This window comes from Candidatus Nitrospira salsa, assembly GCF_965152625.1.
The window spans coordinates 1,236,037-1,251,835 of sequence record NZ_CBCUCO010000002.1 but is presented as its reverse complement, the minus strand read 5'-3'; the positions used below and the strand labels follow the sequence as shown (position 1 = coordinate 1,251,835).

The window sequence follows — 15,799 nt, the reverse complement described above, 5'->3', positions numbered from 1 at the left end:
TTATTTTAGAGGGCACCAGCCTGACATCACACATCGTTGTGCGATGAGAGGTACAAAGCGTTGAATATCATTGGCGATGGTACTCATGAAACCTTCAGCAAGTTGTTGGTCAGTAAAGCAGTCATAGATATCGTCGAGAAATCCTCCACGTAATAATGGATGGTAAAGGAAGGCCTGCCCCGCATTTGTCTCAACTTCGAGAGGGTATTCGTTGACCGAAACGCGTTCCAGGCCTATTTCTGTCAGCCATTGTTTTGCATCCTTTGCCGATGGTCGTTCTTCTCGATATTCGGTTAAGGCTCTTCGCTCTGCGTCCAACCCTCGGCGTGCCATTTCTTGATCCACATGTTGCCAGAGGGAATCAAATGTTCCGAGAGATGGAAATGTCAACACCAATTGTCCTCCGGGTTTGAGAAATAACGTTAACTGTTGGAGGGCTTCTTTTCGGTTTGGGCGAAAGAACATAAATGATAAGTTTCCGGTGATGCGGTCAAACACTTCGAGGTCTGAAGGGAGATGTCGTATATCGCCTTGACGAAACTCAAGCCATGGAAAATGTGGACCCTGATAGGTTCGAGCTCGAACCAATTGAGCCTCACTCATATCGAGTCCAACGACTTTTCCCGTGTGACCGACGTGATGAGCTAGGTGAAATGTTGGTATCCCGCTTCCGCATGCAATGTCTAGTACAGTGATCCCTTGAGTCAGGTCTAATTGTGATAACAAACTTTCGGCAAATGGTGTTGACCAATAATCTTTCTGAGGCAACTCAGTTAACCAGGTTGGCGGGATGGGAAAACGATGGGATTGAGGCGTTGGCATGATCATGAATCTCGATGTTTTTAGGGAAATCGTTGGCCTCACGGTTTACATAGACGTTGTGAATGGCTCATTTGTCATAATGGGATCGTTGCTTGAGGATCCCTGTCTGGCCATGCCGTTGATCCTGTGATGGCATGAACCAATTAGCTACGGTCCACGTTCCTTTATTCAGAATTTAATGATTTATGTCTCAATCAGCCATGTTGGTCATAAGGATAGGACAAGTATCCTGAGGATGCAATGATCTTTTTCTGAGTTTCAATTGAAAAACCAAGGCTAAAGTCTTTTTGAAAAAAACCGAGTTAGAAGATATATCTTAGGTATTCAAGATGTGTAAACGTCGAGAACGCGTATTGTCCTTGTCAGTGTTACTGCTATGGTTATCAAGCAAAAATCAGTCAATGGAATGCAAGTCCTGAGTTTAATCGGGAAACTAGATATTTTTTCAAAAAATAACTTTAACGAGACTATTGATTATCACCGAGAGCAAGGTACAAAAGGCATTATTCTTGATATACGTGGGGTGACGTTCATCGATAGTGTTGGTATTGGTGCTCTGGTCTCTGCCGCAAAGACATTTAAACAAATGAAAGGAAAAGTCCTACTCGTCAACCCTCAAGAGACCGTTCAGCATATCTTGGAGCAAACGAATATCGTTCAATTAATCCCAATATTTAGCGCAGACGAAGCGTATTCAACCTTTTCTACACTTTCCTGATCCTTTCACCTGTCTTTCATATTATATTTACACGTTCACGACTATAGCTGTTTTACAGTTGTAAAGTTGTTCAATTGAGCTTTTTCTCTGATTCTTATCGTCGTTAGTGCATGTTGTAGGCTATTGGTGCTTTTTCTTGTGAGACGTTTTGCCACCAGCGATTCGTCATCTCATACCCAATGACGAAGAATTTCTCCACAGTAGAATTGAAAATTATATGGATGAATCTCTATGATTCCTGTGGTACTTTAACGTGCTCACCATCGAATCATTAGAATGTTAGGAGGAGGAATATGAAGAGGAAATGGGTGTGTTTTGAGGTTATTGGAATTGTCCTGCTCGTCACATTACACCTTCAGCATTCTGCGAATGCTGCCGACCCAAGGATGGAAGAAATCATTGATGTGTTGAAGTCGAGTATTCAAAATATTGAAAAAAGTCAGTATGGGGTCGTCTCGGCGGACTTGGACTATGCTAATCAATTATGGAGTGAACAAAAAGGTATTTTATTGTCAGGTTGTATCGTAAAAACCTTTCCAGCTTGGGTGAGTGAAAAAGAGCCAACCATCCAAACAGCCGGTGCTGCAGCCTTTGGGGGAGGGACGACGATTGAACAGAAGTTACTGAATAAGAGCAATTCCCTGAAAATTCAAATTTTGGTTTCACCCGTTGCTTCAGGGCTTGGTGCACTCTTAAGTAATCCGGCACTGTTGGGCGGTGGAAAAGGCCGGGTCCGTCGTTTTGGAGACGGAGTGACGGCTCATGTTGAATCTGACAAAATTACCGCAAAGGTTGGAAATGCCATCGTGACATGGGCTGGTAAGCTGGCCCCTCAAGCATTGTGGCAAATCGCAGATCAAAGTGTTGATCGAGGTTGTGTGAAAGACCTGTCATAAAGGACTGGTTGACATTCAAGCTAGCCATGAGAAGACAGTTCCATCACTAAGGGCAGATTCTTAAGTAAATTTTGAGTAGCACTGTATGGATATCTTGACAACTCGACTTTTAAGGAGACGAAGATGAGGGGTTTATGTATTCTTGTCAAAAATTGAATGGTGCGAGGAAGGAGAGGGTGTAGCTATGATTTTTTTTCAGAAGGTGACTGTCAATGTTTTGGTTTTAGGAGTTCTGGTCTGGACCATGACCGGATGTAACGCATTACATACGTCTATTGCGAAAAAGGATCTGGATGTTCAAACCAAAATGAGTGACACTATTTTTCTTGATCCTGTTGGACCTGATAAAAAAGTGATTTATATTGAAGTTCGAAATACCTCAGACAAAGATAATTTTGACATTGAAACACCGATTAAAGCAGCCATTGAAAAACGAGGCTATCGAGTGACCGATGATCCCGATGAAGCTCACTATCGATTGCAAGCCAATGTGTTAAGTGTGGCAAAAGCCAGTCCGACGGCTGCTGAGGCCGCATTAGGTGGCGGTTACGGAGGAGTGCTCGCTGGTGGCGCTGCGGGCGCTGGTGTGGGTCTTGCTACACATGGTGGCATCGGGGGCGCGGCTGGGGGGTTGATTGGCTCTGTTGTCGGAGGACTGACTGAGACTGTGGCGGATGCGTTCGTCAAAGATGTGACGTTTATGGCCGTTACGGATGTGCAGGTCGTTGAAAAGGCACCCAAAGGCGTGATTGTTCGATCGGATAGTGAGCAAAATTTAGCGCAGGGTATGGCTGGCACGCAACGGCAAACCTTTTCAGAAGTGGGCAAACTCAAAAAATATCGTACGCGAGTTGTGAGTACGGCGAATCAGGCGAATTTGGAATATGAGGAGGCGCAAGAGTTGTTGACAAAAGGACTGACTCGCTCACTCGCTAATGTGTTTTAACCTTACATTCTTCATGGTGTGAGTCAATGATTGCAATCAAGAAGAATGTTGTGAGTGGACCACCTAGGTTATGGGTTGTTCATGTATCTGAGGAGAAAATGTATGGTACATCGCAGATATCTCAAGCACCTGATTAGTCTTGTTTTTATTCTGACTTGTGTGTTCGTGGGAGCGCAGGTCGTTCTTGCCGATGATGAGGAAGACCTAGCCGCTATGCAACGGGCACTTAACAAAGAAGTCATGGAGCGGCCTTTTAATCCAGGGGATCAAGCGGAAGTCGATCGATTTGTTGAAGATGCGCTGAAGAAAAATCAAATGCCTCAAGAGTATACTGGAAAGGATTGGAAACGAGGGTATACCTGTAATAACCTCAGATATTCTTTTTCTCGATATCGGAATTGTCTCCATTATTATCGATATCACGGACGTTATTATCCCTACTAACTCTGTTGTTGTCTAACGCTGCTCCAATAATCTCTTATCACGACCATTTTCGTTGTCGTGATAAGAGATTTCTTATCTGATCATGGCTAGTTCCCACTAGCTCATCTCACTCTATTTTCTGCAATGCTTAAAAAGCGACCGTTCCGTGTCGAGCCAAAAGTTTACGCTGCGTCGCGGGCTCAGGAACGCGGTTTTAAATGAAGTAAGCCTTGGTTGGTATCTAAGGTCACGAGGAAGTGATGGAGGAAAGACATGCCCAATAGACCATCTATGCCTTTTTGACCGTCAGGAAGATCATGGATGGCGACATCCACATCATGGACTTGAGCTGTTCCGGCTTGAATGGAGTCTACAGTACTGACATTGACTTGTATCGGTCCTCCAGCTGTATAAACGGTTGTCAATTGGGTCTTCGAACTTGAAATAAGTCCAAGGTCAAGGGCCACATCTTGGGAAAGAACAGTCATCGTTGCACCAGTATCGAGAATGAGCTGCACTTCTCGGGTTTGATTGAGTTGGACGGTAACCAGTAGTGAGCCTCCATAGGATGTGACTGGAATGGTTATCGCTTCTGATCGTTCATCTTGCGACGATTGGCCCTGCTCATCAATGAAGGGATATTCTTGGGGTATGTCTTTTGGCTCACTGGCATTGGGTTCAGTCAATAATGACATGGGCTGAAGCGTGGATTTTGGCTGAGACGTTGTCCCTGAGTTGTTCTTAGATGGTTCTTCTAATAAGACAGTACAGTGTTCAAGTTGCGCAGGACTATCCGTGAGTACAGTCAGGCCAGATGAATCTTCACATCGGTAGGTCGACGCAGCAAATGTGGATTGCGGTACTGACAAGGAAGACATGCCGATAAGCAATGAGAAAAGTAAGGCTGTTTTGGATGGTAATTTTTTATGGATAATGATTGTCATGGGTATTGGTATTATCTGATGAGCCAAAGGCTTGTGTTATGAAGGTGACGAACCTGGGGCATCTTTCGTCAAAGGAATTTCAGCTTGAACCAGGTTCCCGGATTCTACAACTCTTGTTGATAAAATGACTAATGTGGGGTCAATACGATTCACGACTATTCGACCTTCAACGGTTTCACCTTGCTTCACAATATAGATGGACTCTCCTTTCGTGAGGAAGGCTTGACTTTCTCCACCTTTTTTCAGATATCCCAGAAAACGAAATTTGTTGAGTTGTTGCTGTGCTCGTTGGAACGCTAATTCTTCAGGGGAGGGGCCAGGAGGAGACACGAATTTAGGTTCAGTGCTTGCAGGTTGTTGTACTTTTTTCTGGGAAGTCTCTCCTTGTTCGGAAGAAGATGCATGTTGGTCTCTACGGAGATTGAATGGTGTGAAAATATTACGAGGTGCCGCCAGTGTCACGCTTTGTCGGGGGTTGTTAAATGATTTTGCTAATGCCAGCGAATCCTGATCTGTCTTCCTCACCTTGACGGAGGCAAGGGTATTCAAAGATGTCTCGGGAGATTCCGTTTCTTCTAAGAATTGAAACACGACCGCGCCTCCCCACAATAATAGTAAGGCGACGAGCATTTGTATTTTGGTTTGATTGGTCATAATTCCTGACGATTGCGTGTCGACAGACCGGGAGGTTGTCTCAGAAATGTCGACACCTTAATATTAAACCCAACTTCATATGATTTTTTGGCTCGTTCAGCCGACAGCTTCTCTATGAACAGATGCGGCCATTTTGACTCGAGTTCATAGATGAATGTTCGAATGGATTTATATTCCCCTGAAGCTTCAAACGAAAGAATTCCTTTGGTTGCGAGCTGATGCCGAAGTTCTTGAAGGTCATACCCCATTCCTGGAATACGGACATGATGGGTCTTCGCCAATGAAGCAATCGACACACTTAAGCGCGTAAAGTCTTTTGGAATGGGAAGATTCTTCCAGATTTCTCCTAACGTCTCTTGTGTGTCTTGCGCGGCTTTCAATTGTTGTTGGGTCAGTACGGTTGCCGAATAGGCCAGCGAGGCTTTCTCGAGTTGCGTGTTTGCAGGAAAAAATACAAAGATATACATGCCCAAAACAGCGAGACATGATAGGCAGGCGATCAGGGTAAGGGGAATAAGATTGCGTGATACCTGAAAGGTCGTTTTTGAGCGTTTGATAAATGCGAAAGGCATGGGCGTCAGTTCTTTTCGTTAGCTCTTGAAGGTGGAAGCCTGGGTTGATTCATACAAGACAGTCAGCGTGAACATCACAAACGATGTGTTGTGTTGTTTCTTATTCTGCTTCTGAGCAGTTTGTGACAAGACAACATGATGGAATGACGGATGCGCCTCTAACTGATCGACTAATCCATTAATATCCGTGAGTGTTTTGGCTGAGCCACTTAAGGCAATGGATGCTTCTTTAAAATTGACCTTTACGGATTCCATCGCAATGGTATCCGGAACCGTGGATTCCAAGTCATTTAAAAATTGAGTCCAAGAAAACCCTAATTGTTTCCGAATTTGTTTCGCAAAAACAATTTCTTTGGGAAGCGCCTGAATTCGTTCATCCGAAAGATCAATTCCGCGCGACGAGGCATTACTGATCATTTGTTGATTCATTAATCGTAGTTCATTGGTCTTTTGGATAAAGCCAGCACGTTCACGATCAATTTCTTGACTGATCCACCAAATACCACCAGCGATCATTGCACATGCGATCGTCAACACGATTAACCCTCGCTGGGCAAGGAGAAGGCCGTCCATTCCTGGCGCGGCAAGCGATAAGTGAGTTCGCGGTTTCATTATAAGATCGACACACTCGCTAGGGCGGAAAAACAGGTCATTTGTGGTGAAGACTTCATCATTGCCACTTTGGTTTTTGGATGCAACGTATCGGCGACTTTCATGATTGACAATGGTGGGGGGCGTAAGATCGTGGCATTGAGCATGTTCTCGATCGTTTGTTCCGTTGGCAGCAGTTCCGCACCATTGAGCACGCCTTCAGCGAAATAGAGGGGAATGGAAGCATTTTCCAATCGGACAGATGGATGAGATTCAAAATAATATTGTAATGTAGCTACCAGTTCGTTAGAAACATTGTTCAGATGGAGAGACGAATACTGCTCTTGACTTTGACTGGCGACTTCACGCGTTTCATGACTGACTGTGGGGCCAGAGTTTTGCAAGGTCTCTGACTGATCTGTGGGTTCAATGTCTTGTTTGAATCGCGGGATAGGCAACGCTTTAACCCGAAGAAATATTGGGTCGGCATTGCGAAATGCCATAAACGAAAAGCCCCAATTTGCCACATACAAGAAAAGATACTCCTGATTGGTTGCTTCGTTTGCTCGTTTGGTTGGCCGACTGAATTCAGGCATTGTTGAGTGATAGAAATCACAGACATCTAAGCCCGATAGCCCTACCGAATTTGGCAAGAGTCCGACTTCAAGACAGGCTTCTTCATATTGTTCAATAATGTCATGCTGTACGGCGGTGGCGAGAACTTGCTTTGGACTCGTCTGGGTTTTTGACGCGGAAAAGGTGCGATAGGCAAAGCGGGTTTTGTCAGTGGCAATATTCATATCCTGTTGGAATCGCCATCGTACTACCGAATCTTGTTCGGATTGTTTAGCCGGATATGAAGGGAACGTTAAAATGGTTGTTCGTCCGCAGATATCGGGCAATGAAAGGGCCACAGATTTCGGAAGTTTACAGTGCTTCATCAGAGTGCTGAGACTGTTGACAAACTCTTTCATGTTCTCAATATTGGGTCGGGCAGGGGATAAGCGTAAGCAGCCTGGAGGAAGAAGCGTTTCTGCAATGTGCCGACAGGTGACGCGATGCCAGCTTCGGCGAACTTCAACCAAGCAGAGAGAATCACGGGTAATGGACAACCCGATACTGGCTTTGGTCATTGGGAGGTAGGTAATCATACCGCATCGTCAACCGGGGTGACCCGGTTGATCTCCTTCAGTGTGGTTTCGCCCCGAAAGACTTTTTGGACAGCGGCCTGTCTCAATGTCGTCAAGCCTTGTGCCATGGCCGCGATGCGAACTTCTGATGATGACTTGCCGGCGAGGATCATTTCCTTCATCGAGTCCGTCATGTCGAGGAATTCGGTAATGCCTTTTCGCCCGCGATAGCCCAGTCCGTGACATTCATGGCAACCCGTTCCTTCATAGAGCGTGTTGACTTTCACTTTCTCATAGTCGAGTCCTGATTCTTCACAGAGATTCTTGTCGACTTCGATCGGGACTTTGCAAAAAGGACAGATTGCTCGGACTAATCGTTGAGCCAGTATGCAACTCAGCGAGGCGACAAAATTGTACGGTTCGATTCCCATATTCACGAAACGGCTAATCACGTCAAACGCATTATTGGCATGTACGGTGGTGAAGACCAAATGTCCCGTTAAGGCAGATTGAATGGCAATCTGGGCGGTTTCGACGTCACGGATTTCTCCAACCATAATCTTGTCCGGATCATGACGTAAGATCGAGCGTAATCCACGTGCAAAGGTCAATCCTTTTTTTTCATTCACAGGAATTTGCACAATCCCTTTTAATTGATATTCAACTGGATCTTCGATGGTGATGATTTTATCTTCAACTGTATGAACCTCGTTGAGGGCACCATACAGCGTGGTTGTTTTCCCACTGCCAGTAGGTCCTGTGACCAGTACCATGCCGTAGGGGCGCGTAATGGCACGTCGTAATCGACGCAAATCTTCAGGGTTAAATCCCATGACATCGAGATTTAAACCCTTTGCACCCACGGCGATATGTTGTTTGTCAAGAATTCGAATGACAACGGATTCTCCAAACACACTGGGAAGAATGGACACACGAAAATCCACCGTACGTTTTTCGACGTGAAGTTTAAATCGTCCATCCTGTGGAATACGTCGTTCGGCGATGTCCAGCTCAGACATAATTTTGAGCCTTGAAATGAGTGAGGCATGGAATGAGCTGGAGAGCGGTTCCATGGCATTATAGAGCACCCCATCAATACGAAACTTCACTTGGACCACTTGTTCACTGGCTTCAATGTGAATGTCGCTCGCCTGTTTCTGCAGTGCACTTAGAATAATGGTATTGACGAGTTTGACGACTGGACTTTGATCTTTTGTGATTTGTTCAACAGAGAGGATTTCTTCCCCTTTCTCATCTTCCTTAATGAGCACAGGGTCCAATTCTGCCTGAATACGAGAAAGAACCTGTTTATTGCCTTCACTCGCTGCCAAGGCGTCCTGAATAGCGGTGTCGGTTGAGACTACCAACCGCAATTCACGTCCCAGGAACAGTTCCAACTCATCAAGGACTCGGACATCTTGAGGATTGGGAATGGCAATGGTGAGCACTCCATCCTCTTCTGAGAGCGGGACAAATGGGTATCGATGCATCCATTCAACTGGAATCGTTTCAAAAAAATCAGGATTGACGCGAAATTCATTGAGTGGTTCATACGGTAAACCGTACTGTTCGGCTAATGCCTGGACGATGTGCTCCTCGGAGACAATGCCCTCCTCCAATAAGATGGCTTTTAAAGGGCGATGAGTCTCAAGTGCTTGAGAGACGAGTTGTTCCATTTGCGTGTCAGGAATGAGACCACGCTTAATGAAAATGTCTTCAAGCGCAACACGTTTGAGCGGTGTGGGCATTTCTGTTCTCTAATGTGCGCTATGCGGACTCGACATTTTAAATAGCGCCCGCGAGATTAAAGATTGGTAGATACATAATGATGACAATCCCACCGACGAGTATCCCCATTCCAAGCAAGAGGAGTGGTTCAATCCATGTCGTTAAACGTGAGAGTTGGAGATCTAATTCGCCTTCATGAAACTCTGCCACTTCAAGAAGCATGGTTTCGAGGGAGCCGGTTGTTTCTCCGACTTCAATCATTTCGATAGTCATCCTTGGAAGAAAGGATTCGCGTTTCAATGATGAGGAGAGACTTTTTCCATCTTTGACTGAATCGATGGTGGCGCGCAAGGCGTGCGTGAATACTTGATTCGTCATGCCACGAGCCGTCACTTGAAGCGCTGAGAGTAAGGGAATGCCGCCGGCAAGAATCGTGGAAAGCGTTCGCGTTAAACGAATGACTTGATTTTTCAGAACGACATCACCAATCATGGGAATGTGAAGAAGCCAACGATGAGTTTGCAAGAGTCCCTGAGGTGTTTTCCACCAGAGATGGAATCCAATTCCTGTGACGAGCAACCCTACGAGTGCCCACGGTAGCCACACCCCAGCATACGTAATCGTGTCGAGTAAAAGTTTTGTGGCCAGGGGAAGTTCCGTATTGCTTTCGGCATACACTTCCGCAAAGATGGGCATGACATACGCCAACAAAAACCCGACGATGGCAAAACCAAATACGACTAAAAATGACGGATAGGCGAGAGCTTTAACGACTTTTTCTCTGACACTAATCAGGAGTTTTAAGTATTCGATATATCGCTGGATCACTTCTGGCAAATTTCCAGATTGTTCGCCAGATCTGATGGATGCCTGGTAGAGCTCTGAAAAGTATGTAGGATAATTGGCCATGGCATCAGAAATCGATGATCCACCACGTATTTCTTCCCGAAGACCCAGAAGCGCTTGCTGAAACGCTTCCTTTGAGGCTCGCTCCGATAACAGATCAAAGCTTCGAAGCATCGGCAGCCCGGATTTAATCAAGGCGAGAAATTCTTGATTAAACACGAGAAACTCTCGAAGTGAGAGTGGTTTCCTTTTTCGTTGAAATGTGTGGCTTCCGCTTTGAACCCCTTTCCCATTGAGTTCGAGAATGAGGATTCCCTGACCTTCCAACCGAGCTCGGACCGATCGTTCATTATCGTCTTCCGTTGAATCTTCAAAGATGCTCCCATCGGGTCGCGCGGCTCTGTAACGAAATAGTGGCACGTGTTGGAGATTTTCGAAACAGTCAAATGAGTGATGCCAGACTACGGAGCAAGTCGTTGCGTTTATTCAGTCTGGGCGACAGCCTCAGACTCTGGCATGTGATCATCTTGCTGTTCTTGGTCAGGTTGATGAGAGGCAAGTTGAGGGATCTTCAAAGCTTGCCCTTCCACAATCATATCTGATTCTAATGCATTCATATCCATTAAGTCGTCAACTGAGATGCCGTGTTGTCGAGCGATGTGCCACAAGGTATCGCCGGCACTGACAATCCACGTGTCTATGCCCGTCTTTGACGTCGAAGAGGCCGTCATGGAAAAGGCTGTTAAGTTTGGAGTGCCGCGTTGAGACTTGCTCTGATTCCGCCTCATATCTTGTTTAATCTGAACCACTTCTGTCATCAGTGTCTGCATATTGGCCATCATTTCGTGTACCGATGTCTGGATGGTCTGCATTTCCGCGATCAATCGTTGAAGATCTGGAAGAGCCGCTGACTGGGCTTGGAGCTCAACTTTTTCCTGACGAAGTTGGTCGCGTTCATTTTCAGCTGCCAAGAGTGTTTCTTTGACGGTTCGAACACTTGCTGAGATGTTTTCTTCCCGCTCTTGTAGTGTCTTGACGCGATTCAGAGCAGCTTGGAGTTCTGCCTGCTGTTTGGCGGTAGAAATTTTGATCATGGCGAGTTCTGATCGCAACAAACTGGCTTCCTCTCTCGCTTCATGGATCAAGACTTCCTGTACGGGCGCGGCTTGAGGCGACTGAACGGTTTCGTTGACTGTGGCCGGGGAATGAGTACACCCGACGATCACAAGGATCCATACCGCAAGGAGGAGCGACGTGGGCTGAAAATAGTGAAGGTATTTCATTGCAATGCCTACCATTCGTTATAGGGTCTACCGTCAAGCGCTGTTGAGTCACTTCCGCTTTTCACATCATAGATTCCAGCTGGAGAGTCATCCTCCTGATCTTTTTCTTCCAGGATTTCTTCCCATGATGTGGACGATTTCGTAAATGGGTCCATGGGTAATTCACGAATATAATGTTCCGATACCAACTCCTCTAAGGTGAGGGGATAGCTGCCACGATCAGCATAAAATTGATCAATAAGTGATCTCATCGTAAATAAATTCTGTTTTAATGCTGCTTCCTTGGCTTTGGTCGAAGACGTTTGAAATGATGGAACAGCCAATGTGATCAAAATCGCAGCAATGGCCACTACGATCAGCAGTTCCAGCAGTGTAAAGCCACCCTTGTATGTTGAAACGGTACGCATGTTCACCAGTCACGGTACTTGGTCTTATCCAGGGCGGATTTGGTGCTGGTCGTATGAAGATCAAACACATCCTCTCCGCACCATCGGTCGGTGTCAGCTTCATCTTGATAACATCGGAGTATCCATTCATTCTTACCCGTGAGCGGGTCAATTGGCACTCGACGCAGATACCGGCGAATATTGTGCGTTCCTTTAACTTGTGCTTCTGCACCGGTTAATTCAATTCGTAATAATTGTTCTAATGATTTGGGATATCCACTTTGCCCCGTGTTCTCCTTGCACGCGAGTTGATTTTTTACACACAGAGGCCCCAGGAGTGTGTCGCCGTCTCTGGCCCAGTCACGTCGAAACGTATCAAGCGCGGTACGGACGGTACGCAATGTTTGCCTCAGCTCCAATTCTTGAGATCGCTTGGTACTCACCTTGGTAATCGGTAAGGCCACCGATGCCAAAATAAAGATGATTGCCAGTGTGATCAAGAGCTCAAGGAACGTCACTCCACGACAGCATTTCACGTTATTGAACCCAAATCCTCCCATGTTGGGTAATCACTGGAACGGGTTGGCCCGTCGGGCTAACAAACGAAGAGCGTTGTATTTGTAGGGAAGCATTGCCTTCGGCTTTTGCGTGAAACTCCAGAGTTGCGAGCTGTCCATTGCCTTTCACGGTCTTACCAGCCCCATTCATTTGTATGACCACTTGTCCCATATTGGGGACGTCGGAAACGGTGAGACTCGGTTGAACATTCTGGTCTTTCCAAAATGTTCCTTCCAGTACCTGTTGAAACTCAAGTATCTGTGGATCATACGTGATCATCAAACTCGTTTGTTCGATAGACGGAATATCCTGTCCAGTGAGATCGAGGCGAATGCTTTTCCCGACTTGTGTGGAAAGAGCCGGTGGAAGCAGAGCTAATCGAGTGACGGTTTGTGTGGCCTCGTCTGGTGTGGATTCAGAGTTTTCAATGGACTCAGAGTTCGGAGTGTTAGAACGTACATCAGAATCGTCAGAAGGGGCTGTTGGGTCAAGCTCGTCCATCTGTGGTCCAGATGGGGTCGTCTCATTCAACAGAACGGGCACGGCCACATTTGGTTCAGAAAATAACGGTTTGGTGTCATAGTTTTTTGCAGTACCTGACCACAAGGTTTGTTTGGCTAAGTCCGCAGGCGTGACGCTGTTGACAATATGTGCCGTGATCACGAGTATCACTTCTGTCGTTACTTTATTTGTTTCTGAATTACTTAAGAGGTCGCCTAAGAGCGGTACATCATCAACACCCGGGACCGATTCTCGTGTTTTTCGGTCTTCCTCCTGCAGTAATCCCGCAAGAACAACGGTTTCTCCATCTTTCAAGCTTAAGGCCGTGTCGGCCGTACGAGTTCCAAATCGAAATTGTGAGATTTCCGGATTCGATTGCAGCACGACTCGATCACCTAATCGTGTCACCTCTATCTGCAACCGCAAGGAGATTTCGTTATTTAAATGAATGCTGGGCTCCACGGTTAATTTTATTCCCGTGTCTTTAAATTCAATCGAGGTGACCGTTGACGTTGTGGGTGTGGCTCCCGTCGTCGACTGTCCAGGTAACACGTTGGTGGTTGAGAGCAAGATCGGCTGTTTATCACCAATATTGATTGAGGCTTTTTCATTATTGAGCACTCGAATCTTTGGCGCTGCAAGTGTTTTTGCGTCAGACTCTTGCTTGAAAAAATCAAGAAGAAAACTTCCTGGAAAGGTAAAGAGATACGAATCAGGCCCGAGATTTACAAGCTCACGAAAGGTGAAACTCTGCAAGATATTGCTAAACTCTGTGGCTCCAGGAGGGAAAATGCCCATGCCAGCTTGTTTGGCAAAGTTAAGTCCGAGGCGTTTGGTTTTCGTCCGATTGACCTCAAGCACTTCGACATCAAAGAGCACTTCGGCATCGCCACGATCATTGGCGTGAATAATATGTTCGGCCAGTAAGAGTTTCGCGGGTTCATCGCGCACGACGACGGTATTCAGCGGTTCATTGACATAGACACGTTTCGTTTCGAGGATGGTCCGAAGTAAATTCGCCATGTCTTTGGCTTTGGCATTCGATAAATAAAATGTTCGAATTTTAAGGTCTTGATATTGTTCTCGTTTTTGTTTGGTGTCCGGGACGATTAATAAAGTGTCCTGACTAACCCGCTTCGCGAACAGTTGATTGGTGTTTAAAATGAGTGTTAACGCTTCGTCAAAGGGTGTATCTCTTGTAAAGATCGTGACGAGGTCATCGCGCACGTCTTTGTCAAACAGGATGTCAATGTTGGCCGTTCTCGCAAGAATTTCAAATACCTGTTTCAGCCGTGTATTTTGAAATCGAAGTGTCACGGGTTCTGTTGATCCACCAACAGCTTTCTGCTCATTCTGTTGCTGAGCAATCGCGGTAATATTATTGAGCGCTTCCGTTAAGCTCGGATCGAGTTGAATGGCACGTTCATAGCGAGCCATGGCCTCTTCAAGCTGTCCTAAATTTTGAAGTTTTTTCCCTTCTTGTAAGGCCAGCCGCGCTTCTTTTAATCGTAAAACGTCAGTAAGAGCAGTCTGATATTCAGCCTTCCCGGGGACGAGCCCTAAGGCCATTTGAAAGGATTGTAAGGCTTCCGCTAAACGATGGTCTTTCAGCCATTTTCTTCCATGTGTGTAGTGGGCTTCTGCGGCACGGCCTTTGACTTCATCAAGTTTTTCTTGGAGTTCTTCATTAAATGGATCTTCCCGAACAGCGTCTCGATAGGCCAGGACGGCTCCGTCCCAATTTTCTTGAGCGACCATTTCTTCTGCCATATCAAGCTGATGGGTCGTGCAGGCGACGAAGAGTGCTGAAGCAAAAAGGCTGATGGTCAAAAAGCGAAAGGTGAGCGTCAAGCGATGGCGAAAATGTTTCATGAGTTGTTGGCTGCGAGTAGGAATACTTTTTGCGGTGCGTCTTGTAGAGAATCGTATCAAGAACACACGTAAACTAGCATACTTCTAATAGTCAGGCTAGAATTTTTCTATTTCATGCCAGACTATTCTCTTTATCGGAAGTTTTGCTGATTAAATTAAATTTTGAGATTTATCGATTCTCGATATCATTAATACCTAATGAAGTTCTATGCCAGGTCTTGGAAAGCGAATGAACTTCGTGCAGATGAGCCATTTACTGAATGTTTTCTTGTGCCGGAAATGTATTTTGCAGGCCATTGGAATTTTCAGCTGGCTTCCCGGTTGCTGGATCTATTTCTGTTGTAGTTGGCTCTGAACATCCAACAAATGTCTCCACTTTACTCACATCAACCCCGGGAGTGCAGTTTGCCGATTGCCCGGTTACCTCATAACGAATGGCGTGATACGTTTTTGCCCCTTTGAAGTTGACTTGATCGTACGGTTTCTCTTTACTGGTGCTCCGGACTCCATGAATTTCCGTACCGGTCTTAATCAGTTCAAAGTCTTTTCCGGTCATGGGATCTTTATAAATCGTGGGAAGGTATCGAGTCGGCTTTTTTGTCAGATCTTTTAATTGCACTGGGTACCGATTGGGGCGAAGACTTTTTTGCACTTCATAGTCAGCCGCATAACGTTCAATGGCTTCCTTGATGCGCGTGCCGCGAAAATGGAGTTCTGCCTCTCGATCTCGCTTCATCGTCACCGACCACTCCTGGCCGATGATCATTAACGAGATGCCCATCATGGCGACGAAAAACATGGTCATCAAATATGTAAAGCCATGTTCGTGTTTCATAGCTGTTATCGACGTAATCTTGAGAAAGGTCTGAGAGTATTACCTCATGATGCACGTATGCCTATCGCTTCACTCTTGCATCATATTTTCGCAC

At 45.9% G+C, this 15,799-nt stretch carries 17 protein-coding genes; 4 read left to right on the top strand and 13 right to left on the bottom strand.

The annotated features are described in order from the left end of the window. Positions 1-822, bottom strand: coding sequence for a class I SAM-dependent methyltransferase (locus ACWQXP_RS07630; RefSeq protein WP_454062230.1), 822 nt, complete (start codon positions 820-822; stop codon positions 1-3). 376 nt (positions 823-1,198) lie between these two features. On the opposite strand from ACWQXP_RS07630, the gene ACWQXP_RS07625 reads away from it, so the two are divergent. The 4 genes from ACWQXP_RS07625 (at position 1,199) to ACWQXP_RS07610 (ending at position 3,826) form a co-directional block, all read left to right on the top strand. After that, positions 1,199-1,540 (top strand): STAS domain-containing protein, encoded by a 342-nt coding sequence (locus ACWQXP_RS07625; RefSeq protein WP_454062229.1) that lies wholly within the window; start codon positions 1,199-1,201, stop codon positions 1,538-1,540. Positions 1,541-1,833: 293 nt separating this feature from the next. After that, a complete protein-coding gene (locus ACWQXP_RS07620) occupies positions 1,834-2,436 on the top strand; it encodes a hypothetical protein (RefSeq protein ID WP_454062228.1) in 603 nt (200 codons plus the stop codon). Between the two features lie 184 nt (positions 2,437-2,620). Beyond that, positions 2,621-3,382, top strand: a complete 762-nt coding sequence (locus ACWQXP_RS07615; RefSeq protein ID WP_454062227.1) for a complement resistance protein TraT — start codon at positions 2,621-2,623, stop codon at positions 3,380-3,382. A gap of 102 nt (positions 3,383-3,484) precedes the next feature. Next, positions 3,485-3,826 carry a hypothetical protein gene (locus ACWQXP_RS07610; RefSeq protein WP_454062226.1) on the top strand — a complete coding sequence of 114 codons (342 nt, stop codon included), beginning with the start codon at positions 3,485-3,487 and terminating at the stop codon, positions 3,824-3,826. A gap of 179 nt (positions 3,827-4,005) precedes the next feature. Here the strand turns inward: ACWQXP_RS07610 and ACWQXP_RS07605 are convergent, their stop codons facing one another. The 12 genes from ACWQXP_RS07605 to ACWQXP_RS07550 all read right to left on the bottom strand — a co-directional run bounded on the left by ACWQXP_RS07605 (position 4,006) and on the right by ACWQXP_RS07550 (position 15,705). Continuing rightward, positions 4,006-4,749, bottom strand: coding sequence for a retropepsin-like aspartic protease family protein (locus tag ACWQXP_RS07605; RefSeq protein ID WP_454062225.1), 744 nt, complete (start codon positions 4,747-4,749; stop codon positions 4,006-4,008). A gap of 36 nt (positions 4,750-4,785) precedes the next feature. After that, entirely contained in the window at positions 4,786-5,403 is a 618-nt protein-coding gene (locus ACWQXP_RS07600) for a hypothetical protein (protein WP_454062224.1), read from the bottom strand. Beyond that, positions 5,400-5,975, bottom strand: a complete 576-nt coding sequence (locus ACWQXP_RS07595) for a hypothetical protein (RefSeq protein WP_454062223.1) — start codon at positions 5,973-5,975, stop codon at positions 5,400-5,402. The genes ACWQXP_RS07600 and ACWQXP_RS07595 overlap by 4 nt, the downstream gene beginning before the upstream one ends. An 18-nt stretch (positions 5,976-5,993) precedes the next feature. Further along, positions 5,994-6,587 (bottom strand): PilN domain-containing protein, encoded by a 594-nt coding sequence (locus ACWQXP_RS07590; RefSeq protein ID WP_454062222.1) that lies wholly within the window; start codon positions 6,585-6,587, stop codon positions 5,994-5,996. Next, positions 6,587-7,717 carry a hypothetical protein gene (locus tag ACWQXP_RS07585; RefSeq protein ID WP_454062221.1) on the bottom strand — a complete coding sequence of 377 codons (1,131 nt, stop codon included), beginning with the start codon at positions 7,715-7,717 and terminating at the stop codon, positions 6,587-6,589. Before ACWQXP_RS07585 ends, ACWQXP_RS07590 begins: the two co-directional genes overlap by 1 nt. Beyond that, entirely contained in the window at positions 7,714-9,444 is a 1,731-nt protein-coding gene (locus tag ACWQXP_RS07580) for a GspE/PulE family protein (RefSeq protein ID WP_454062220.1), read from the bottom strand. Before ACWQXP_RS07580 ends, ACWQXP_RS07585 begins: the two co-directional genes overlap by 4 nt. Positions 9,445-9,481: 37 nt before the next feature. Beyond that, positions 9,482-10,690 (bottom strand): type II secretion system F family protein, encoded by a 1,209-nt coding sequence (locus ACWQXP_RS07575; protein ID WP_454062219.1) that lies wholly within the window; start codon positions 10,688-10,690, stop codon positions 9,482-9,484. Between the two features lie 62 nt (positions 10,691-10,752). Then, positions 10,753-11,553, bottom strand: coding sequence for a LysM peptidoglycan-binding domain-containing protein (locus ACWQXP_RS07570; protein WP_454062218.1), 801 nt, complete (start codon positions 11,551-11,553; stop codon positions 10,753-10,755). Between the two features lie 8 nt (positions 11,554-11,561). Next, positions 11,562-11,960, bottom strand: a complete 399-nt coding sequence (locus ACWQXP_RS07565; RefSeq protein WP_454062217.1) for a type IV pilin protein — start codon at positions 11,958-11,960, stop codon at positions 11,562-11,564. A gap of 2 nt (positions 11,961-11,962) precedes the next feature. Next, a complete protein-coding gene (locus ACWQXP_RS07560; RefSeq protein ID WP_454062216.1) occupies positions 11,963-12,475 on the bottom strand; it encodes a type II secretion system protein in 513 nt (170 codons plus the stop codon). A 1-nt stretch (position 12,476) separates the two neighbouring features. Further along, a complete protein-coding gene (locus ACWQXP_RS07555; RefSeq protein WP_454062215.1) occupies positions 12,477-14,870 on the bottom strand; it encodes a secretin N-terminal domain-containing protein in 2,394 nt (797 codons plus the stop codon). 253 nt (positions 14,871-15,123) lie between these two features. Then, a complete protein-coding gene (locus tag ACWQXP_RS07550; protein WP_454062214.1) occupies positions 15,124-15,705 on the bottom strand; it encodes a type II secretion system protein in 582 nt (193 codons plus the stop codon). Between the last annotated feature and the right edge of the window lie 94 nt (positions 15,706-15,799).